Annotated in this window: 18 protein-coding genes; 4 read left to right on the forward strand and 14 right to left on the reverse strand. The window is 67.0% G+C overall.

The genetic code is table 11. From position 1 onward, the window contains the following. Nucleotides 1–3: 3 nt before the first annotated feature. From lepB to ffh, 10 genes are all read right to left on the reverse strand, one after another. The gene (lepB, locus tag KKR91_RS11180; protein WP_237687355.1) at nt 4–636 is read right to left on the reverse strand and encodes a signal peptidase I; all 633 of its coding nucleotides are present in this window, start codon (nt 634–636) and stop codon (nt 4–6) included. A gap of 94 nt (nt 637–730) precedes the next feature. Beyond that, complete coding sequence (gene rplS / locus KKR91_RS11185; RefSeq protein WP_210229570.1) at nt 731–1,090, reverse strand: 50S ribosomal protein L19; 360 nt, start codon at nt 1,088–1,090, stop codon at nt 731–733. 222 nt (nt 1,091–1,312) lie between these two features. Beyond that, nucleotides 1,313–2,116 (reverse strand): tRNA (guanosine(37)-N1)-methyltransferase TrmD, encoded by an 804-nt coding sequence (gene trmD, locus KKR91_RS11190; RefSeq protein WP_210229573.1) that lies wholly within the window; start codon nt 2,114–2,116, stop codon nt 1,313–1,315. After that, nucleotides 2,117–2,716: a ribosome maturation factor RimM gene (rimM, locus tag KKR91_RS11195; protein WP_210229574.1), complete on the reverse strand. Its 600-nt coding sequence runs from the start codon at nt 2,714–2,716 to the stop codon at nt 2,117–2,119. 236 nt (nt 2,717–2,952) lie between these two features. Further along, nucleotides 2,953–3,195, reverse strand: coding sequence for an RNA-binding protein (locus KKR91_RS11200; RefSeq protein ID WP_210229576.1), 243 nt, complete (start codon nt 3,193–3,195; stop codon nt 2,953–2,955). Between the two features lies 1 nt (nt 3,196). After that, the gene (gene rpsP, locus KKR91_RS11205; RefSeq protein WP_210229578.1) at nt 3,197–3,604 is read right to left on the reverse strand and encodes a 30S ribosomal protein S16; all 408 of its coding nucleotides are present in this window, start codon (nt 3,602–3,604) and stop codon (nt 3,197–3,199) included. A gap of 182 nt (nt 3,605–3,786) precedes the next feature. Next, nucleotides 3,787–4,674 carry a VOC family protein gene (locus tag KKR91_RS11210; RefSeq protein ID WP_210229580.1) on the reverse strand — a complete coding sequence of 296 codons (888 nt, stop codon included), beginning with the start codon at nt 4,672–4,674 and terminating at the stop codon, nt 3,787–3,789. 381 nt (nt 4,675–5,055) lie between these two features. After that, nucleotides 5,056–5,577, reverse strand: a complete 522-nt coding sequence (locus tag KKR91_RS11215; protein ID WP_210229582.1) for a GNAT family N-acetyltransferase — start codon at nt 5,575–5,577, stop codon at nt 5,056–5,058. Nucleotides 5,578–5,604: 27 nt separating this feature from the next. Then, complete coding sequence (locus KKR91_RS11220) at nt 5,605–6,162, reverse strand: NUDIX domain-containing protein (RefSeq protein WP_210229585.1); 558 nt, start codon at nt 6,160–6,162, stop codon at nt 5,605–5,607. 115 nt (nt 6,163–6,277) lie between these two features. Next, nucleotides 6,278–7,861 (reverse strand): signal recognition particle protein, encoded by a 1,584-nt coding sequence (gene ffh, locus KKR91_RS11225; protein ID WP_210229588.1) that lies wholly within the window; start codon nt 7,859–7,861, stop codon nt 6,278–6,280. Between the two features lie 129 nt (nt 7,862–7,990). Between ffh and KKR91_RS11230 the strand changes: the two genes are divergently transcribed. Then, a complete protein-coding gene (locus KKR91_RS11230) occupies nt 7,991–9,400 on the forward strand; it encodes a glucose-6-phosphate dehydrogenase (protein WP_210229590.1) in 1,410 nt (469 codons plus the stop codon). 42 nt (nt 9,401–9,442) lie between these two features. Here KKR91_RS11230 and KKR91_RS11235 read toward each other — a convergent pair whose 3' ends face one another. Next, the gene (locus tag KKR91_RS11235; RefSeq protein WP_104053827.1) at nt 9,443–9,781 is read right to left on the reverse strand and encodes a P-II family nitrogen regulator; all 339 of its coding nucleotides are present in this window, start codon (nt 9,779–9,781) and stop codon (nt 9,443–9,445) included. Beyond that, nucleotides 9,778–11,073: an ammonium transporter gene (locus KKR91_RS11240; protein WP_210229591.1), complete on the reverse strand. Its 1,296-nt coding sequence runs from the start codon at nt 11,071–11,073 to the stop codon at nt 9,778–9,780. The genes KKR91_RS11235 and KKR91_RS11240 overlap by 4 nt, the downstream gene beginning before the upstream one ends. Nucleotides 11,074–11,307: 234 nt before the next feature. Between KKR91_RS11240 and KKR91_RS11245 the strand changes: the two genes are divergently transcribed. Then, a complete protein-coding gene (locus tag KKR91_RS11245; protein ID WP_210229593.1) occupies nt 11,308–13,011 on the forward strand; it encodes a hypothetical protein in 1,704 nt (567 codons plus the stop codon). Nucleotides 13,012–13,117: 106 nt separating this feature from the next. Here KKR91_RS11245 and ftsY read toward each other — a convergent pair whose 3' ends face one another. Further along, on the reverse strand, nt 13,118–14,335 hold the full coding sequence (gene ftsY / locus KKR91_RS11250; RefSeq protein WP_210229595.1) for a signal recognition particle-docking protein FtsY: 1,218 nt from the start codon (nt 14,333–14,335) through the stop codon (nt 13,118–13,120). A gap of 142 nt (nt 14,336–14,477) precedes the next feature. Here ftsY and KKR91_RS11255 point away from each other — a divergent pair, with 142 nt between their 5' ends. Together KKR91_RS11255 and KKR91_RS11260 are read left to right on the forward strand one after the other, a co-directional pair. Then, entirely contained in the window at nt 14,478–15,767 is a 1,290-nt protein-coding gene (locus tag KKR91_RS11255) for an MFS transporter (protein WP_210229597.1), read from the forward strand. Continuing rightward, the gene (locus KKR91_RS11260) at nt 15,764–16,495 is read left to right on the forward strand and encodes a glutamine amidotransferase (protein WP_210229599.1); all 732 of its coding nucleotides are present in this window, start codon (nt 15,764–15,766) and stop codon (nt 16,493–16,495) included. Before KKR91_RS11255 ends, KKR91_RS11260 begins: the two co-directional genes overlap by 4 nt. A 33-nt stretch (nt 16,496–16,528) precedes the next feature. On the opposite strand, the gene smc is transcribed toward KKR91_RS11260, so the two are convergent. Beyond that, nucleotides 16,529–20,152 carry a chromosome segregation protein SMC gene (gene smc / locus KKR91_RS11265; RefSeq protein ID WP_210229601.1) on the reverse strand — a complete coding sequence of 1,208 codons (3,624 nt, stop codon included), beginning with the start codon at nt 20,150–20,152 and terminating at the stop codon, nt 16,529–16,531. Nucleotides 20,153–20,205 lie beyond the last annotated feature (53 nt).

The raw sequence follows: 20,205 nt of genomic DNA on the forward strand, positions 1-20,205 counted from the left end.
CTCTTATTTCGCCGTATTCCACTCGGCTCCTAACTCTAGCCGCTCAATATCCGAACGCCGCTCCAGCGGCCACAGGATCCCCGTGGCCCGCCCGATCACACGATCCTCGGAAACGAGTCCGCCGCCGGGGGCTCCCAGCAGGGACCGTGAATCAGCCGATTCGGAGCGGTGGTCGCCCATCAGCCAGATCCGGCCCTCCGGAACGATGACGTCGAAGGCCTTTTCGCTGGGGGCATCTCCTGGATAAACGTATGGCTCGTCGATGGGAGTTCCATTGATTCTCACCCGCGGCTCCTCTTCCGTGCAGCAGGTGACGCGGTCTCCGGCAACCCCGATCACACGCTTGATGAAGACGGTGTCGCTGCCGGCGAGGCCGACCCACTGGGCAACTGTCTGTGCCGCGTCGACCAGCGCTGAATTGCCGCTGTGCAGCGGCGCCAGGGATCCGCGGCCGTTAAAGACCACGGTGTCGCCGCGTCGGACCGGTTCCGAGGCATACGCCGTCCGCGAGACGAGCACGCGGTCCCCGGGTTCAAGGAGCGGCTGCATCGACTCGGAGGGAATGAAGTAGACGTCGACGACGAACGCACGGATGAGCGCCGCCAGCACTGCTGCTGCGGCGAGGGCGCATAACACGAAACGCCAGCCCACAAATCTGGACCGGCGTTTCGTGTGCTTCCGGGAGGAATCCGAAGACTCCCCGGAAGCGGATGGTGCGGGGATCAAGAAATTACTTGGCGGGACGTGCGTCGCGCTTTTCCTTGATCTTGGCTGCCTTGCCGCGCAGGTCGCGCATGTAGTACAGCTTGGCGCGGCGGACGTCACCCTTGGAGACGACCTCGAGCTTGTCGATGACCGGGGAGTGTACCGGGAAGGTACGCTCCACGCCGACGCCGAAGGAGACCTTGCGGACCGTGAAGGTCTCGCGCAGGCCATCGCCCTGGCGCTTCATGACGAAGCCCTGGAAGATCTGAACACGGGTGTTCTTGCCTTCGATGATGTTGACGTGAACCTTGACGGTGTCACCGGCGCGGAACTCGGGGATGTCTGAACGCAGCGAAGCTGCATCAACAGAATCTAGGATGTGCATGTGTTGTCACTCCTGGTGAACGCCACAGGTCATTCACTTTGGTAACGGCATACAAGGGCGCTGCGGTTTTCACGCTGCACAGATGCTGCCGAAGCTAAGGACCGGCTGAGCCGAGGATTGGCGGCCGGCGTGCCGTATCTGTTGGCCGCGCTCCCCCTGTGGCAGGTGCGGACCCAGATGACACAGTCACCTATTCTGCCATACCCGGCCAAACGCCACCAATCAGCGCCGCGGCAGGATCCTGTCTCCGGCCACTTCGTACCCCAGCGCTGCAAGCTCTGCCTTATCGGCCTTGCTCAACGTGCCGGCGTCGATTTTCTCCAGCAGGTCAGGCCGGCGTGCCGCTGTGCGCTGCAGCTGCTGGCCGCGGCGCCACTGGGCGATCTTGCCGTGGTTGCCACTGAGCAGAATTTCCGGCACCTCGCGTTCCCGCCAAGACGAGGGCTTGGTGTAGACGGGGTACTCCAGCAGCCCGTCCGAATGTGACTCCTCCACCAGGGATTCGGGATTGCCGACGACGCCGGGCACGAGCCGCCCGACCGCCTCCACCATGGCGAGCACGGCTACTTCCCCGCCGTTGAGCACATAGTCGCCCAGGCTGACCGGCCGCACGTCAAAGCGCTCTCCGGCCCATTCCAGCACCCGCTCATCGATGCCTTCGTAGCGGCCGCAGGCGAACACCAGGTGCTTCTCTTCGGCGAGTTCGTAGGCCATCGCCTGCGTGAACACGGCGCCTGCGGGTGAGGGAACGATGAGGATTGGGCGCGCGCGGTCGCCGGAGCCATCGCCGGCACCTTCTTCCCCGCCAACCGAGGCCAGGGCCTGGGCCCAGGGCTCGGGCTTCATGACCATGCCGGCACCGCCGCCGTACGGAGTGTCATCAACGGTGCGGTGCCGGTCCGTGGTGAAGTCGCGAAGGTCATGCACCCGCAGGTCCAGCAGGCCGTCCTGCCGCGCCTTGCCGATCAGCGACAGGTCCAGTGCGGCCAGATACTCGGGGAAAATGCTGACTACATCGATACGCACTTAGCGGCCGGCCTCTTCCTGCTTGTCCTGCTTGGCGTCGGACGCCGTTTCACCTTCACCCTTGGCCTCGGCTGACGCCTTGTCCTCGGGCAGGTTCAGCTCGAACAGGCCGGCAGGCGGGGTCAGCAGGACGTAGCCGCCCTCGATGCTGACCTCGGGCACAATGGCCTCGACGAAGGGAACCAGGACCTCGCGGCCCTCATTGTCGTTCACCACCAGCAGGTCCTGGACGGTGAGGGTGCGGAGCCCGCTGACGGTGCCGACGACGACGTCGCCCACCTTGGCCTGCAGGCCTACCAACTCGTGCTCGTACCAACCCTCGTCGTCGTCCTCATCCTCGAGTTCGTCGGTATCAACCGAGAGCATGGCGCCGCGGAGCTCCTCGGCGCCGTTGCGGTCCACGATTTCCTCGAATCCGAGCAGCAGGATGTCCTTGTTCCACCGGGCGCTGATGACCGTGAGCGGACCCTTGGACGCGGGCTCGACGGTGAGCTCGGTTCCCGGCACGAAGCGGTCTTCGGGGGCGTCGGTCATGACCTGGACGGTCACTTCGCCGCGGATGCCGTGCGGCTTGCCGATGCGTGCCACCTGTAACTGCATGAGGGGTTCTCCTTGTATTGGTGCGGCCTGTATTGGTGCGGCGTTGGTCATGATGCGCCCCTTCGGGCGGCGGGTGGGCAGGTTCTGCCCGGAAACACATCCGGCCCCTTCACCATTATCTGGTGCAGGGGCCGGATGCCGTGAACTGCGTTGAACCGGTACAGCTGCGTTCAACTGGTACTGCTATGAAGAAAGTGCCGGAAGCTGCCGATGCGCATCCGATCGCCCGCGGGTTATCAGCGGCGGCGGTCGGTATCCACTACGTCGACGCGAACCTGCTCTCCGTTGGCCAGGGCTGCGATCACAGTGCGCAATGCACGTGCGGTGCGTCCCTGGCGTCCGATGACGCGGCCCAAATCGTCCTCATGAACGCGCACCTCGAGGGTTTCCCCGCGGCGGTTGCTCTTCGCGGAAACCTTGACGTCCTCAGGACTGTCAACGATTCCGCGGACGAGATGCTCCAGCGCTTCAGCCAGCAAGTTACTCAGCCTCAGCCTCTGCGGAAGCCTCGGGAGCCTCGTCCTTCTTGGCCTTCGGGGTGATGGCTTCGGGAACGATTACGGACTTCTTTTCGGGAGCTACGAAAGCTTCCTTCGGGGCCTTGACACGCAGGGTGCCTTCCTGGCCCTCGATGTTCTTGAACTTCTGCCAGTCACCGGTGATCTTCAGCAGAACTGCAGCCTGCTCGGTCGGCTGGGCGCCGACGCTGAGCCAGTACTGGGCACGGTCCGACTTGATGTCGATGTACGACGGGTTCTCGGTCGGACGGTAGATGCCGATTTCTTCGATGGCACGGCCATCGCGCTTGGCACGGGAATCCATGACAACGACGCGGTAGTGTGCTGAAAACTTCTTGCCAAGGCGCTTGAGGCGAATCTTTACGGCCACTTTTGTGGTCACTCCTGATCTAAAAAGGGACGAACCCGTACTTCTGCTCCCGTGGGGCGGGCCATAACGTTGGGGTTCAAAAGGACAAGATACTTGCACGGAGAGAGGGGCCGCGCAGATCGAGTACCTGACCATTGTGCCAGATGACTCCATGTTTGGCGACTCTGGCCGGGGTGCGGCGGTTAGCCGACGGCGACGCGCAGCCGGTTGCGCCAGGGATCCTCGAAGCGCAGCTCGGCACCGGTGTGGTGGCTGGTGATCCCGGCGGACTTCAGCCGGTCGGCCAGCCCGGCGACGTCGTCGGCTGCGGGAACGGTGATCAGCACCTCGCCCAGGCCCAGCGTGTCGCGCCGCGGTCCGGCGCCGCGGCTGTTCCAGACATTCATGGCCATGTGGTGGTGGTAGCCTCCGGCGGAAACGAACAGCGCCTGGCCATGGAAGCCGGCGGTGCGCTCAAACCCCAGGGTGTCGATATAGAACTGCGCCGCGGTCGCGGTGTCACCCACCTGCAGATGGACGTGACCGACGCCGGCACCGGCATGGTGCAGGCCCGCCAGTGCCGCCTCGGTCAGATGTTCCCGGAAGTAGGCCTGCGGGGACAGGGCAAGGGAAGCCATTTGGACCTCGCGCCCGGCGATCGTCTCGACCCAGCCCCAGGTGGCGCGCGGCTTGTCATAGTAGAGCTCGATCCCGTTGCCTTCCGGATCGGTGAAATAGAACGCCTCACTGACCAGGTGGTCCGCCGACCCGACGAATGCCGCGGGGTCGTACTGGGCCGCGGTGGCGACGGTGGCCGCAAGATCTGCCTGGGTTTGAAAGAGCAGTGCGGTGTGGAACAGGCCGGCCTCTCCGCGGGAAGCCACCTGCAGGCCGGGCGCGGATGCCAGATGCACCACCGGAACCATGCCGCGGCCCAGGTACTGGCCGCCGTCGGCCTCCGCCACGACCTCCAGGCCCAAAGCTCCGCGGTAGTAGGCGGAGACCTTGGCCAGGTCGCCGACCTTGAGCATGACCGTACCCATGGCAAGGTCGGCGGGCAGCAGGTCGGGGGCATTTACTTGAAGATTCATGTAATGAGGTTACTTGAAGCTTCACGTATTTCCAAGACTGAAGCAGCCGCCAGGAGCTTTTCAGAGACTTCTCAGGAACCTTGGGCAGGCTTCCTGGACCGGTACGCGATCCATAGGGCAATAAAGGACGGCAGTGAGCCGGTGAGGAATAAGAAGGCAGCAAGAGCAGTCACCGACATGTCCCGGGACAGGAGATAAACGCCAAGGCCAAGGGCGAATGCAGACATCCCCAAACAGACGGCTGAGAATGCCAGGACCCGGCGGTCAATCATCGGTGTGCCTTTCGCAATTGGGCTCCCCCACCCGGCGCTGTGCCGGCAGCCCGAGTATTGGGCAATTCCCGGAAGAGGGCAACAAGTAGGACCCGCCGCGGCACGGGCCTCAGCCTGCAGCGTCGGCCCGCAGGTCCTTTCTCATCGCGACCCGCTCCCCCAGCGCGTCCAGGCCCAGCTCCCGCTCATGGTTCCTGAGCTCCGCCAGTCCGCCGCGGGGATCGGCCACCACGGAGAAGCCGCAGCTCGCGTAGAACGGGGCATTAAAGGGAACCCCGGCAAAGGTGCACAAGGTCATCGAGGCGTACCCCTGCTCCCGGGCCCAGCCCACGGCCGCGGCCACCAGTGCCCGGCCCACTCCCGCCCCGGCGGCATCGGGATGTACCGACAGCTGTTCCAGATGCGCCTGCCCGTCCACTTCTTCCACGCGGGCGAACCCCACGGGCGGCGTCCCGGCGACCAGGAGGTGCCGCGCGGCAGCCAGCCCGGCAACATCGGCGGGGGCCGGAAGTTGCCGCACTACGGATATGTCGAAGCCGGGCAGGCCGGCGAGCAGGGTGTCTGCTGCCGTCTCGAGCGCGGACAGGAGCGGGAGATCGTCAGGTTCAGCGCTGCGGATTACCGGGATCATCAGAGTCCGCCCTGTCAGGTCGGCTGGCTATCGGCCGAGGATTGTCGAAAAGCCGGCCAGGGGCGGCATCATCGGGCTCGGACGCGGAACGGCGTCCGGAACGGTGCTGTCGGGGGCGCCGTTGACGAGTTCCGTGACCGTTCCCAGTTCCAGGGCCTCACATCCGGCGGCCGCCAGGTGGGAGCCGGCGGCGTCGAGCGTCTGGGCACCGGCACCCGGAACGAACCGGGCAACCCGTTCCCCGCCGGCGAGCGTGAAAGTCTCCACAGGTGTGTCCAGGATGCCGCCGTCGAACAGGAAGGTGATGGAGTCCCCGGTGCCCTGGCTGCCTGCGCCGGGCTGCGCACTGCCGGCCTGGATGTAGTCCAGGACCAGGACGCGCCCGACGTCGGACTCCAGCCCCAGCACGTTGCGCAGCAGACGCCGTGCGGATGAGCGCGGGTCCTCCCCGCTCTTGACGATGCCGGCGGGAAGGTTCCAGCCGCCGGAGCCAGTGCGCAGGACCAGCACCCGGCCGTCACCGTTGCGGACCAGGATCCCGACAGTGGTGCTGCGCTTGAAGACGGAGCCGTAGAATCCGGTCAACCCCTGAGCCGCCACCGTGCCCGCCTTCCTGCATCCGAGAGAGTTGCCTGAGCTTACCGCGGCTTAAACACGCACCGCCGGACTGATGCTGTCCGGCGGTGCGTGGTGAAGAGTGCTATTTACCCAGGAACTTCTCAAAGCCCTTGGGCAGGTTCAGCGACGACGGGTCAAAGTCCGTGTCCTGGGCGCCGAACGCGCTGCCCGTGGGCATGGCCTTGCGGGCTCCGGCGCGCCGGGCCTCAGCCTCGGCCAGCTCCTGTGCCGCCTTTGCCGGGTTACCCGAACGGGCCTTTTTCTTACCCTTGGCCGCCTGCTGCTTCTTGCGCGCGCCGCCGAAACCGCCCGGTCCTGCCATGCCCGGCATGCCCGGCATTCCGCCGCCGGCTGCCATCTTCTTCATCATCTTCTGGGCCTGGACAAAGCGCTCCAGCAGGCCGTTGACCTCGGACACGTGCACGCCGGAACCGCGGGCGATGCGGGCGCGGCGGGAGCCGTTGATGATCTTGGGCGCTACCCGCTCATGCGGGGTCATGGACCGGACAATGGCCTCGACACGGTCGATCTCGCGCTCGTCGAAGTTCTCCAGCTGCTCACGCATGCCGGCGGCACCGGGCATCATCATGAGCATCTTCTTCATGGAGCCCATCTTGCGCAGCTGCTGCATCTGGGTCAGGAAGTCGTCCAGGGTGAAGTCTTCCTGGTCGGCGAACTTCTTCGCCATCCGGGAGGCTTCGTCCTTGTCCCAGTTCTGCTCGGCCTGCTCGATGAGCGTCATGACGTCGCCGAGGTCCAGGATGCGGCTGGCCATCCGGTCCGGGTGGAAGACCTCGAAATCGGTCAGGGCCTCGCCCGTGGAGGCGAACATGATCGGCTTGCCGGTCACCGACGCCACGGACAGTGCGGCACCGCCGCGGGCATCGCCGTCGAGCTTGGTCAGGACAACACCGGTGAAGTTGACGCCCTCGTTGAAGGCCTGCGCCGTGTTCACGGCGTCCTGGCCGATCATGGCGTCAATGACGAACAGGACTTCGTCCGGGTTGATGGCGGCGCGGATATCCGCTGCCTGCTGCATCAGTTCGGCGTCCACGCCCAGGCGGCCAGCGGTGTCCACGATGACGACGTCGTGCAGCTTGGCGCGCGCTTCCTCGATGCCCTGGCGGGCAACGGCAACCGGATCGCCGGTGGCGGACTCGAATTCGGAGGAAACGCCCGGATGCGGAGCGTACACCGGCACGCCGGCGCGTTCGCCGTTGACCTGGAGCTGCTTGACGGCGTTGGGCCGCTGGAGGTCGGCGGCAACCAGCAGCGGGCTGTGGCCCTGGCTCTTGAGGTGCTTGGAGAGCTTGCCGGCCAGGGTGGTCTTACCGGCGCCCTGCAGGCCGGCGAGCATGATGACCGTGGGCGGGTTCTTGGCCAGGCGCAGCCGGCGGGTCTCGCCGCCGAGGATGCCTACGAGTTCCTCGTTGACGATCTTGACGACCTGCTGGCCCGGGTTCAGGGCCTGCGACACCTCAAGACCGAGGGCGCGTTCCTTGACGGAGGCGGTGAACGCACGGACGACGGGCACGGCGACGTCGGCGTCCAGCAGCGCGCGCCGGATCTCGCGGACTGTGGCGTCAACGTCGGCTTCGGTGAGTCGGCCCTTGCCACGAAGGTTCTTGAAGGTTGTAGTCAACCGGTCAGACAGTGAATTGAACACGTGCCGCGCACTTCTTTCTTCGTATCTTCGCCATGTTTGGCAGGCCCAGCTGTTAAGGGTACCAAGCCGGGTTGGGTAATTCAGGCAGAACCCTTACCAGCCATGCGCAGCCGGTGGCACGCTGGGGAAATGAACGATACTTCCCCTTTGCGCACCCTCCTGATTCTCGGTGGGACCGGTGATCTGTCGCAGCGGCTGCTGCTGCCCGGGCTGGGACAGCTGATCGCCAGCGGACGGGCACCGGAGAACCTGACGGTGACCGGTTCCGGTTCCCGGGACTGGTCCGACGGCGACTGGCAGGACAGGCTGCTGGCCTCCTTCGCGGCAGCCCGGGAGGACGCGGATGAGCAGGGACGGCGGGCGCTGGACGCAGCAGTCGAAAGCGGCAGCTATCTGCGCGTGGACCTGCAGGACCCGGAGCGGCTGGTCCGGGACATCGCCGGACTGCAGGCTCCACTGGCCTTGTACTTCGCCCTGCCGCCGGGGCTGACGCAATCCACCGTGGCGGCACTGAAGCCCGGCGACCTGCCCGACGAAACCCGTCTGGTGCTGGAAAAGCCGTTCGGCACCGACGAGGAATCGGCCCGGGAACTGAACCGGCTGCTGGCTGATCTGGTGCCGGAGGACCACATTTACCGGGTGGACCATTTCCTGGGTATGGCCACGGTCATGAACATCCTGGGCCTGCGCTTCACGAACCGGATCCTTGAACCGGTGTGGAACAACCTGCACATCGACCGCGTGGAGATTGTCTTTGACGAGGAGCTCGGGCTCGAGGGACGGGCGGCGTACTACGACGGCGCCGGCGCATTGCGGGACATGATCCAGAGCCATCTGCTGCATACCATGGCGGTTATTGCGATGGGCGCCCCGGCGACCCTGGGCGAGCGGGACCTGCGCGATCTGCTGGCCGCTACGCTGCGGGCCTCGTCCGTGCCGGAGGATTACCGGGCCAGCACCCGCCGGGCCCGCTGGACTGCAGGAGAGATTAACGGGGAGGGTATCGAGGCCTATGCGGACTCCCCCGGCGTGGATCCTGCCCGGAATACCGAGACCCTGGCGGAAGTGGAAATCCGGATCGACAACGAGCGCTGGGCAGGAGTGCCGTTCATCCTCCGTTCGGGCAAGGCTCTGGGAAAGCAGCGGAAGGAAGCGGTGGTGACGTTCAAACCGGTCAGCCATCTGCCGACCGGATTCACCGGTGCGGCCGGCGACGCGTCGCGGCTGCGGATTTCCTTTGCACCGGCCCGGCTGGAGCTGGAACTGAATGTTAACGGTCCGGCGGATGTGTTCGATATGGAACGCACCGGGCTGGCCGCTCCGATGCACAAATCCACGTTTACCCCGTACGGCGAAGTGCTGGACGGGATCCTGTCCGGCGACCCGCTGGTCTCGGTACGGGCGGATGTCGCCGAGGAATGCTGGCGGATCGTGGATCCGGTGCTCGCGGCATGGGCGGCGGACCAGGTGCCGCTGGAAAGCTACCCGGCCGGAACCGCAGGTCCGCCCGGCTGGAAAACCAGCCGGGCGGACCTGTGACGGTGAGCGTTGCGCAGGACTGCTTCGCGCAGAACCGCTGTCTTAGAGCGCCGAGTCGCCGCGCTCCCCTGTGCGGACCCGCAGGGCCTCTTCCACGTTGACCACCCAGACCTTGCCGTCGCCGGCGCGCCCGGTGTTTGCCGTCGAGACCAGCACATCCACGATGTCGTTGAGCCATTCGTTGGCCACGAGCACCTCGATCCGGATCTTGGGCAGCAGGTCCACGGTGTATTCGGCGCCGCGGTAGACCTCGGTGTGCCCGCGCTGGCGTCCGTAGCCGTTGGCCTGGCTGACCGTCAGACCCTGCACGCCGTAGCTTTCCAGGGAGCCGCGCACGGCGTCGAGCTTTTCCGGCCGGACAATAGCCGTTACGAGTTTCATGAGTTGATGCTCTCCTTCGTGGTCAGCGCTGCGGACTCGGCGACGGGCCGGAAGGACCCGCCCATACCCAGGCCGCCGAATTCGTATGCGGTTTCGGCATGTTCGCTCAGGTCCACGCCGTTGACCTCCTGCTCCTCGGATACCCGGAAGCCGATGGTCTTGTGGATTGCCAGGCCGATGACCAGCGTCAGCACCGCGGAGAACACGATCGCCACCAGGGCGGCCACGAGCTGCGCTCCGAGCTGTGCGAAGCCGCCGCCGTAGAACAGTCCGCCGCCCTCGCCTTCGACCGGCAGTGCGATGAAGCCCAGGGCCAGGGTGCCGGCAATTCCGGCGACCAGGTGCACGCCCACCACGTCCAGGGAGTCGTCATAGCCCAGCTTGTATTTGAGGCCGACGGCGAGCGCGGAGAGGATTCCGGCCAGCAGGCCCAGGCCGACGGCGCCGAGCGGGCTCACGTTGGCGCAGGCCGGGGTGATGGCCACCAGGCCGGCGACAATACCGGAGGCTGCGCCGAGCGATGTCGGGCGGCCGTCCCGGATGCGTTCGGTCAGCAGCCAGCCAACCATGGCGGCGGCGGGAGCGGCCATGGTGTTGATCCAGATCAGGCCTGCTTCCTCGGCGGTGCCGGCGGCGCCTCCGTTGAAACCGAACCAGCCGAACCAGAGCAGCGTGGCGCCGAGCATGACAAACGGGATGTTGTGCGGCCGCTGGCTCGGGTCCTTGCCGAAGCCCTTGCGCTTGCCGATGATCAGCGCCAGCACCAGGGCTGCGACACCGGCGTTGATGTGGACCACGGTGCCGCCGGCAAAGTCGATGGCTTCGCCGACCACGGAGCCGATGGCGCCTTCTTCACCGAGCAGGCCTCCGCCCCAGACCATGAAGGCCAGCGGGCAGTAGACCAGGGTGACCCAGACCGGCACAAAGACCACCCAGGCGCTGAACTTGGCCCGGTCGGCAATGGCGCCGCTGATCAGGGCGACGGTGATGATGGCGAAGGTGGCGCCGAAGCCGGCGCCGATAAGGTCCTCGGTGCCGAGAAGGGACTCGAGGCCAAAGGAAGTGAAGGGATTTCCGAACAGCCCGCCCACGCCGTCGCCCCCTGTCATGGAGAAGCCCCAGAGGACCCAGACGACGCCCACGAGCCCAATGGACACGAAGCTCATCATCATCATGTTCAGTGCAGCCTTGGCGCGGGTCATACCGCCGTAAAAGAATGCCACCCCGGGCGTCATGAGCAGCACGAGTGCCGCCGATATCATCACCCAGACGTGACCTGCTGACAGATCCATCTCCACGTCCCTTCACCTACCGCGGGGCTTTCCCGCACCCTGAACTTTGCCGGGGCCAGATTTCGGCGACGGCCCGGGCGCGTTGCCGGGAGGTTACAAACCGGCGGTTTTGGTAAAAGGCCGGTGACGCTGACATTTCGGGGATGTTTCGGTGGACCCTGAAGCGGCGCTGAGGACCTGACTAGCGCCGCTAGGATGAACCCTTAGTCTCAATTTCCAAGGATGGACCGACTCATGCCTGACCCTATAGACAGCCCTGCCCCCGGACAGGACGGCAGCGCACCGCAGCGGCGCCGGCTCCGACGCCGCACGCGCTTCCTCGCGGGGGCCGCCGGCCTCGTAGTGATCGCCGCCGGCGCGGTTGCCATCCCGCAGTTGCTGGCAGATGATGCCCCTGCGGTTTCCGACGCCGGAACCGTGGCCGCACCCCCTGCCGAGGTGGTGCTCCCCGACTCCGAAAAACTGGCAAGGCCTGAGTATCAGCAGCTCGCCCCGTCACCAGACGCCGGCCTGGCAGCAGCTGATCCGCTGAACCTTGAGGTCTCCGCCACGCCCGTTGGCACCTCGCTGACGCCGGGATCCGTGGGGTTGTCTCTGGAGGCAACAGATCTGGCCGATGAACGGCTCAGCGCCGACAATGCAACCCTCGTGACGTATCTGCGCGAGCTGGGCAGCCCCACCCTCCGGTTCGGCGGCAACGCCGTCGACCGGCGGTTCTTCTGGACGTCCACCGGTGAAGCTGTCCCGGCGGGTTGGAACGCCGCCTCAGGCGGGCCGTTCACCACGGTCACCCCGGCAGACCTGGAACGTATTAATGCCCTGGCGGAGGCCGTTGACGCCTCGATCATCATGAACGTGACGCTGGGTCAGTACGATCCCGAGCGCGCTGCGGACCAGGCGAAGCACGCCGGCGAGATCTTCGGGGAACGGCTCGTTGGAGTGATCGTGGGCAACGAACCCAACGGGCTCAGCGAAGCCGCCGGCGCCTATAACGACCTCCGGCCGGCAGGATGGGACGTGGAGGACTATCTGGATGAACTTTCCGCCTACAGCAAGGCCATTGAGGCCGCAGCCCCCGGAACCCCGATCGCCGGCCCGGGCACCTTCACCCAGGACTGGTGGAAGGAATTCTCCGCCTCGGATGTCCCCAACAAGGTTGCTCTGGCCTACCACAACTATCCGCTCTCCAGCTGCTCGGGAACGGATCCGACCCAGACGCCGACCATGGCCAATCTGGTCAGTCCCTCGACTGCGGAGCGCAGCGTCAAATACAGCGATGCGGCAGCCCGTATCGGATCGGATGCCAAGCTGGAGACGTGGCTGGCTGAGACCAGTGCTTCCGCCTGCACCGGCAGCAATGAATACACCAAAACCCATGCGTCAGCTCTGTGGTCGGCAAACTTTGCCCTGACGGCGGCCAAGGCCGGAGTCAGCCGGATCGCCTTCCACAGTTCCCTGATGGCCTGCGGCGGCGGGCCGCCCATGTCCGTGCTGTGCGCCACCGGCGAATGGGGATCTGCGGGGCCTGACTTCGAACCGCGTGCCAACTATTACGGACTGTCCGTGGTCGGAATGCTCGGCAGCGGCGAGTTCCTCACGGGAAACGCATCCGGAGGCACCAATACCTACTGGTACGCCGTCCGGCACGAGGACGAGTCGATCAGCGTTGCGCTGGTGAACCTCAACGATCCCCAGTCAATGGCTCCGACGCCTGTCACGCTGAAGGTGCCGGCAGGCAGCCGGTACGGCAGCATGTCCCAGCTGACGGGCGCTACCTACGCGTCACAGGACACGACGGTAATCGACGGTGCCCTCCAGGTTCCTGTTGCCGACCGCAACCGGATCCCCGGATACACCGCGGAGACGGGCAAATCCGGGGAGATCACGCTGCCGGTCACCGCCGGCACGGTGACAGTCCTGAACTTCGAATACCGCTAGGCCAGGCGCAAAACAAAAGCACCGTTGTTCCGGTCTTCCGGAAACGCCAAGGGCCCCGCACTTCCATCCGGAAGTGCGGGGCCCTTGGTTGTTGATGCGTAGAACGCTAGCTCAGCAGTGCGTCCACGAATCCCTCGGCTTCGAACGGTGCCAGGTCATCGGCGCCCTCGCCCAGGCCGATCAGCTTCACCGGCACACCCAGCGTGCGCTGGATCGCGACGACGATGCCGCCCTTGGCGGTGCCGTCCAGCTTGGTCAGCACGATGCCGGTGATGTTGACGACCTCGGAGAAGACCTTGGCCTGCATCAGGCCGTTCTGCCCGGTGGTGGCGTCCAGGACCAGCAGGACCTCGTCCACCTCGGCCTGCTTTTCAATGACGCGCTTGACCTTGCCGAGCTCGTCCATCAGGCCCACCTTGTTCTGCAGGCGCCCGGCGGTGTCGATCAGGACCACGTCCACTTCGCCGTCGATGCCGGCCTTCACGGCCTCGAAGGCAACGGAGGCGGGGTCGGCGCCGTCGACGTCGGACTTTACCGTGGGCACGCCCACGCGCTGTCCCCAGGTGGCCAACTGCTCAGCGGCGGCGGCGCGGAAGGTATCGGCCGCGCCCAGGAGCACGTCCTTGTCCTCGGCGACCAGGACGCGGGCGAGCTTGCCGACGGTGGTGGTCTTGCCGACGCCGTTGACGCCTACCACCATGACGACGGCGGGCTTGTCGGCGTGCCGGTCGGTGGCCAGGGTGCGGTCCATGGTGGGATCGACCAGCTTGATGAGCTCCTCGCGGAGCATCTGGTGCACTTCCTGCGGGTCGCGGCTGCCGGAAATCTTTACCCGCTCGCGCAGGGCATCCACCAGTTCCATGGTGGGTTCGGTGCCGAGATCCGCCAGGAGCAGGGTTTCCTCGATCTCCTCCCAGACATCTTCATCGATCTTGTCGCTGGCCAGCAGGGCCAGCAGCGCCTTGCCCAGCGCGTTGTTGGACTTGGCCAGCCGCGCACGCAGGCGGGCCAGCCGGCCCTGAACGGGCTCAGGGGTCTCCAGCGCCGGAGCTTCGGGGGCGGGAGCCGCCTCTTCCAGCCCGCGCAGGTCATCGGGCACGACGACGCCGGTTTCGGCCGGCGGTGCGGTGCCCGTTGGCGGGGCATCCAGGACATCGGTGCCGGCGGCGTGCGCCCCCGCACCGGTCACTGGATCATTGGCGTCACGGGTAGTGGGATACATGCCCTTGGGCGTTCGGCGGGTCCGTACCAGCAGGGCTGCCACGGAACCGACAACGGCAAGGGCGATGACCACATAGATCACAATCGCAAGAGTCTCATTCACGCTCTTTAGCATGTCACACCGGTATGTTTCCGGGCACCCGCAGCAGCCGGTCCTGCCGCGCTCCGGGCGCCCGTGCACCGGCTGTCCGCCGTCGGCGATCTGCTCTGTGCGCGGGGCCGCCGTCTGAGAGAATCAAGTCATCATGGTCCGACCTCCCCGTCTCGCGATTCCGCGGGAAATCAAAGTCCTTATCGCCGCCGCTTTTGTCATTGCCCTGGGCTTCGGCCTGGTGGCGCCGGTGCTGCCGCAGTTTGCCCAGAGCTTCAACGTGGGCGTGGCCGCTTCCTCCGTCATTGTCAGTGTCTTCGCCTTCACCCGGCTCATCTTCGCTCCGGCCGGCGGTGCACTGCTGGAGAAGTTCGGCGAGCGCCCGGTGTACATCACCGGCCTGCTGATCGTCGCAGCGTCCACTGCCGCGTGCGCCTTCGCCGGAAGCTACTGGCAGCTGCTGATTTTCCGCGGCCTCGGCGGAATCGGTTCCACCATGTTCACCATTTCCGCCATGGCGTTGATCATCCGGCTGGCCAAACCCGCGGTCCGCGGCAGGGTCTCCAGTGCGTATGCCTCCTCCTTCCTGCTGGGCAACATCGCCGGTCCGCTGGCGGGCGGACTGCTCGCCGGATTCGGGTTGCGGGTCCCGTTCCTGGTCTATGCCGCAGCGCTGCTGGTGGCTGCCGCCGTCGTCGCCCTCCAACTCAAGGACGCCCGCCTGGCCAGCGGCGAACCGAAGCCCGCGGCCCGTCCGGTGCTGACGGTGCGCGAGGCCCTGGGCGACTCCGCCTACCGGGCGGCGCTGGCCTCCAGCTTCGTCAATGGCTGGTCCTCGTTCGGAGTCCGCAATTCCCTGCTGCCGCTGTTCGCCGCTGCGGTCCTGACCGCGGGCCCGGAAATCGCCGGCATCTCGCTGACCGCCTTCGCCGCCGGCACCGCCGTAGTACTGACCTTCTCCGGCCGGCTGGCCGACAGCTGGGGGCGCCGTCCGCTGGTGCTCAGCGGCCTGGCCGTCAACGCGCTGGCCACCGCGGCCATCGGCTTCAGCACCAACGTGCCGATGTTCCTGGTGGTCTCCGCCATCGCCGGCATGGGCACCGGCCTGTTGAACCCGGCACAGCAGGCCGCCGTGGGCGACGTCGTGGGCAATGACCGCAGCGGCGGCAAGGTGCTGGCCACCTTCCAGATGGCCAGCGACAGCGGCGCCATTGTGGGGCCCATCCTGGCCGGCCTCCTTGCCGACCATCTGGGTTACAGCTGGGCGTTCGGCGTGACCGGTGCGATTGTCATCATGGCCTGCTTCGCCTGGATCGGCGCCCGCGAGACGCTGGAACCCGAAGCGTCAGCTGCCCCGGCCGTGCCGCCGTCGTCCCCCGACGTTTCCGCCGATGTGTCCCCTGACACACCACGGCGCCCCTCCCGCACTACGATCGAAGAATGAAGCCTTTCCTGCTGCTGGCCTCCCGGGCCGAAGACGACGCCGCCATCGAAGAGTACGAGGCCTTTCTGCGCTTCGGGCATCTTGAACCGGAGCAGCTGCACCGGATCCGGCTTGAAGCAGGACCGCTGCCCCGGATCAACCTGGATGAGTACAGCGGCATCTTCGTCAGCGGCAGCCCGTTCAACGCCAGCGACCCGGAGGGCTCCAAGTCGGAGCTGCAGCTGCGGGTGGAAAGCGAGCTCGGGGTGCTGCTGGACGAGGTGGTGGACCGGGACTTCCCGTTCCTGGGCGCCTGCTACGGGGTCGGCACGCTGGGCCGGCACCAGGGCGGGACCGTGGACCGGCAGTTCGGCGAGGCAATCGGCGCCGTGGACATCAAGCTGACCGCTGCCGGCCGGGTCGATCCCCTGCTCGAGGACGTTCCGGATTCGTTCTCCGCCTTCGTGGGTCACCGCGAGGCGATTTCAGCGCTCCCGGCGAATGCCGAGAACCTTGCCGGGTCCTCGGATTGCCCGGTGCAGATGTTCCGGATCAAGGAGAACCTCTACGCGACGCAGTTCCATCCGGAACTGGACGTGCCCGGGCTGCTGACCCGCATCTCGGTGTACCGGCACGCGGGCTATTTCCCGCCCGAGGAGGCCGAATCGGTGGCGGACTCGGTGCGCGATGCGGACGTGAGGATTCCACCGCTGATCCTGCGCAACTTCGTGCGCCGCTACGCCCGCTAGGAGTTACCGCCGGTTCGTTGATGAGCCCGGGGTTCAGGCAGCGGGCCCAGCCACTTTGTCCAGCCGCTGGCTGATCACCGTGGAGACGCCGTCGCCCTGCATGGTCACGCCGTACAGTGCGTCGGCCACCTCCATGGTCCGCTTCTGGTGGGTGATCACGATCAGCTGGCTGGATTCCTTCAGCTCCTCGAAGATGGTGATCAGCCGGCCCAGGTTGGTGTCATCCAGGGCAGCCTCGACCTCGTCCATGACGTAGAAGGGCGAGGGCCTGGCCTTGAAGATCGCCACGAGCAGCGCCACCGCGGTCAGGGACCGCTCGCCGCCGGAGAGCAGCGACAGACGCTTGATCTTCTTGCCCGCCGGCCGGGCCTGGATCTCGATGCCGGTGGTGAGCATGTTGTCCGGTTCGGTCAGCACCAGCCGGCCCTCGCCGCCGGGGAACAGCGTCGCGAAGACCCGTTCGAACTGCTCGGCGGTATCCCGGTACGCGGCGGTGAAGACTTCCTCCACCTTGCGGTCGACGTCCTTGATGATATCCAGCAGGTCGCGGCGGGTGGCCTTGAGGTCCTCCAGCTGGGTGCTCAGGAAGGTGTGCCGTTCCTCCAACGCGGCGAACTCCTCCAGAGCCAGCGGATTGACCCGGCCCAGGGCAGCCAGATCCCGTTCGGCCTGTTTGAGCCGCTTTTGCTGCTCTGCCCGGTCGTACGGGATCCCGGTGGTCAGGGGGTTTCCGTCCTCGTCCACCGGAGCGTGCAGCGCAGCCCATTTGTCTGCTCCGGCCGTGCCGGCGTCGGGCCCCACGGGAACGGGGACCGGCTGGTCGGGACCAAACTCCGCGACCAGGTGCTCCGGGGTTAGGCCCAGCTCCTCGATGGCCCGGGCTTGGAGCGCCTCCACGCGCAGCTGCTGCTGGGCGCGGACCAGTTCGTCGCGGTGCACGGAATCGGTCAGCCGGGCCAGCTCGGCCGCGGCAGCGGTTGCTGCGGTGCGGACGGTCCCCAGTTCGGCGTCCCAGGCGGCGCGCACCGTCTCGGCCTCATCGCGCTCTGCGGCGGCGGCATCGAGTGAGACCTCCAGGAAGCGCAGCACCTGCCGCGCCGCCTCCGCTACGGCAGCGGCCTTGGCAGACTGCAGGGCCCGACGGCGGGCGCGCACCTGAGCCGCCGCGCGGGCCCGGCGTTCGCTCTCCGCAGCCCGTTCCAGTCCGGCTGCCCGTCCGGACACTGCCTTGTACTGTTCCTCGGCAGAGCGCAGCGCCAGCCGGGCATCCGTTTCCGCCCGCCGGGCAGCGGCTGCCGCGAGCGCCAGCGCCTCACGCCGTTCAGTTGAGGGCTCAGCATCGGCCGGAGCATCACCGGCCGCAGCCAGCCGGTCGGTTGCAGCTGCCAGGGCCACGCGTTCAGCGGCCAGGTTGGCCTCTGCCGCCGCGGCCAGGCGGGCCAGCCGGTCGGACTCGCCAACGGCCGAGCGCAAGGCGGACCCCAGCGTTCCCAGCCGTTCGGCGACGGCGGCCAGCCGGGCGTCCGAGGCGTGCAGGTCAGCCAGCGCGGCTTCGGTACGCACTTGGGCGGCCTCGTGCCGGGCCCCCGCCCCGACAAGGGCAAAACCGGCCTGCTCGGAACGGGCAGCGGCAGCGCGTATCTGCTCCCCGGTTTCCTCGACCGCTGCCTGCAGCTCGAGCAGCCCGGGCGCGGACGCGGATCCGCCGCGTCCGGTGAAGGCAGAGAGCAGGTCGCCTTCGGCGGTCACCGCCGTGAGCCCCGGATGCCGTGCCAGCAGGTCTGCCGCGTGCGCCAGGGTAGGCACGAGGACCACCCCGGACAGCAGCGCCGTGACGGCCGGCCGCACCGCGGCCGGTGCCTCCACCACGTCCACCGCCCACAGCGCATCCGGGCCCAGCGGCGGAAGGTTAGGCGCAGGCTCATCTGCCGCAGCATCGTGCCCGCCGGCAGCCAGCACCAGGTCCACCTGCCCTGCGTCGGCCATCTTGAGGTGTTCCAATGCCCGGACGGCCGCAGCGTTATCCGCAACCGTGACGGCCGCAGCCGCCGTACCCAGCGCGGCGGTCACCGCCCGTTCATGGCCGGCTGCCACCGTGAGCATCCCGGCCAGGGGCGCCAGCACGCCGTCGATCCCGGCGTCCAGCAGCACCGCCGAACCGTCCCTGCGGTCCAGCCCGACACGGAGCGCATCCCGCCGGGCGGTCAGGGTCTCCCGCTCCCGCTCGGCCTCCTGCTTCGTGCGGCGCAGCTCGGCCAGTGCGGCCGCTGCCGCGTCCAGTTCCGCCAATGCTTCCTCGTATTCGGCGTCGAGGCCTTCCTCGCCTTCCTCAACGCCGGCCGCCGAATTCTCCAACGCGGTGAATTCCTGCTGCGCGATCCGCCGCCGTTCCTCACCGTCGGTGATGGAGGTTCGCAGCCGCCCCAGTTCCGCTTCCGCCGCCTCCACCCTGGACCGGGCGGCGCCTACGGCTCCGGCGATCCGGGCGAGTCCTTCGCGGCGGTCAGCGGCCGCACGGAGCATCGCTGCAACCCGCTGCTCCTCGGCAGCGGCGTCGTCCTCTGCCGCGGCACGCAGCTCAACCGCGTCTTCCAGCATCCCCCTGCGCTCTTCAATGTCGCGCTGCAGGGCGGCGGCTTCGACACGGACCCGGTCGGCCTGGGCCTGCAGCCGCTCGGGGTCCTGGCCGGTGTCCTCCTGATGATCGGACGAGCCCAGCAGCCGACGTCGTTCTTCGGCCAGCGCTGCCAGGGAGCGGAAGCGTTCACGCAGCGACGAGAGCGCATACCAGGTGTCGCGGGCGGCGCTGATCCGCGGGGTTGCCTCTGCGGCCAGCCGCTCCAGCTCCGCCTGGCGCGCCCGGGCGGCGGCAAGGGCAGCCGAGGCAGTGTCCCGCCGGGCCAGCAGTGCGGCTTCTTCGGCGGCTTCGCGGGCCAGCGATCCGGTCAGGGTCACCAGGTCATCGGCGAGCAGCCGGGCACGGGCATCGCGGACGTCCTGCTGCACGGTGCGGGCGCGGCGCGCGACGGCGGCCTGCTTACCCAACGGCCCGAGCTGGCGGCGCAGTTCAGCGGTGAGGTCGCCGAGCCGGGCCAGATTGGCCTGCATCGCCTCGAGCTTGCGCACGGTTTTTTCCCGCCGGCGGCGGTGCTTGAGGATTCCGGCGGCTTCCTCGATGAAGCCGCGCCGCTCGTCGGCTCCGGCATGCAGGATCCTGTCCAGCTGGCCCTGGCCGACAATGACGTGCATCTCCCGGCCCAGCCCGGAATCGGAGAGCAGTTCCTGAATGTCCAGGAGCCGGGCAGGCGAGCCGTTGATCGCGTATTCCGAACCGCCGGCCCGGAACAGGGTGCGGGAAATGGTGACTTCGGAGTATTCGATCGGCAGGGCGCCGTCGGCGTTGTCGATGGTCAGCGAGACCTGCGCGCGGCCCAGCGCGGGGCGTCCGCTGGTTCCGGCGAAGATGACGTCTTCCATCTTTCCGCCGCGCAGCGTCTTGGCGCCCTGCTCCCCCATCACCCAGGCCAGCGCGTCCACGACATTGGATTTTCCCGATCCGTTGGGCCCCACCACGGCAGTAACCCCGGGTTCAAACTCAAAAGTGGTGGCTGATGCGAAGGACTTGAATCCACGCATGGTCAGCGTCTTCAGATGCACGGGGGCCAATCTTTCCTGCGGTCGGGTGATTCCCTAAATCTACTTGGTGCCTG

Source organism: Arthrobacter jiangjiafuii (assembly GCF_018622995.1).
GTDB classification, from domain to species: domain Bacteria; phylum Actinomycetota; class Actinomycetes; order Actinomycetales; family Micrococcaceae; genus Arthrobacter_B; species Arthrobacter_B jiangjiafuii.

Bases quoted from the DNA above. Each gene is read 5' to 3' on its own strand.
- rplS (WP_210229570.1), bottom strand. From the start codon at position 1,090: ATGCACATCCTAGATTCTGTTGATGCAGCTTCGCTGCGTTCAGACATC.
- rimM (WP_210229574.1), bottom strand. From the start codon at position 2,716: ATGCAGTTACAGGTGGCACGCATCGGCAAGCCGCACGGCATCCGCGGC.
- KKR91_RS11210 (WP_210229580.1), bottom strand. From the start codon at position 4,674: ATGAATCTTCAAGTAAATGCCCCCGACCTGCTGCCCGCCGACCTTGCC.
- KKR91_RS11215 (WP_210229582.1), bottom strand. From the start codon at position 5,577: ATGATCCCGGTAATCCGCAGCGCTGAACCTGACGATCTCCCGCTCCTG.
- KKR91_RS11230 (WP_210229590.1), top strand. From the start codon at position 7,991: ATGAACGATACTTCCCCTTTGCGCACCCTCCTGATTCTCGGTGGGACC.
- KKR91_RS11235 (WP_104053827.1), bottom strand. From the start codon at position 9,781: ATGAAACTCGTAACGGCTATTGTCCGGCCGGAAAAGCTCGACGCCGTG.
- KKR91_RS11240 (WP_210229591.1), bottom strand. From the start codon at position 11,073: ATGGATCTGTCAGCAGGTCACGTCTGGGTGATGATATCGGCGGCACTC.
- KKR91_RS11245 (WP_210229593.1), top strand. From the start codon at position 11,308: ATGCCTGACCCTATAGACAGCCCTGCCCCCGGACAGGACGGCAGCGCA.
- KKR91_RS11255 (WP_210229597.1), top strand. From the start codon at position 14,478: ATGGTCCGACCTCCCCGTCTCGCGATTCCGCGGGAAATCAAAGTCCTT.
- KKR91_RS11260 (WP_210229599.1), top strand. From the start codon at position 15,764: ATGAAGCCTTTCCTGCTGCTGGCCTCCCGGGCCGAAGACGACGCCGCC.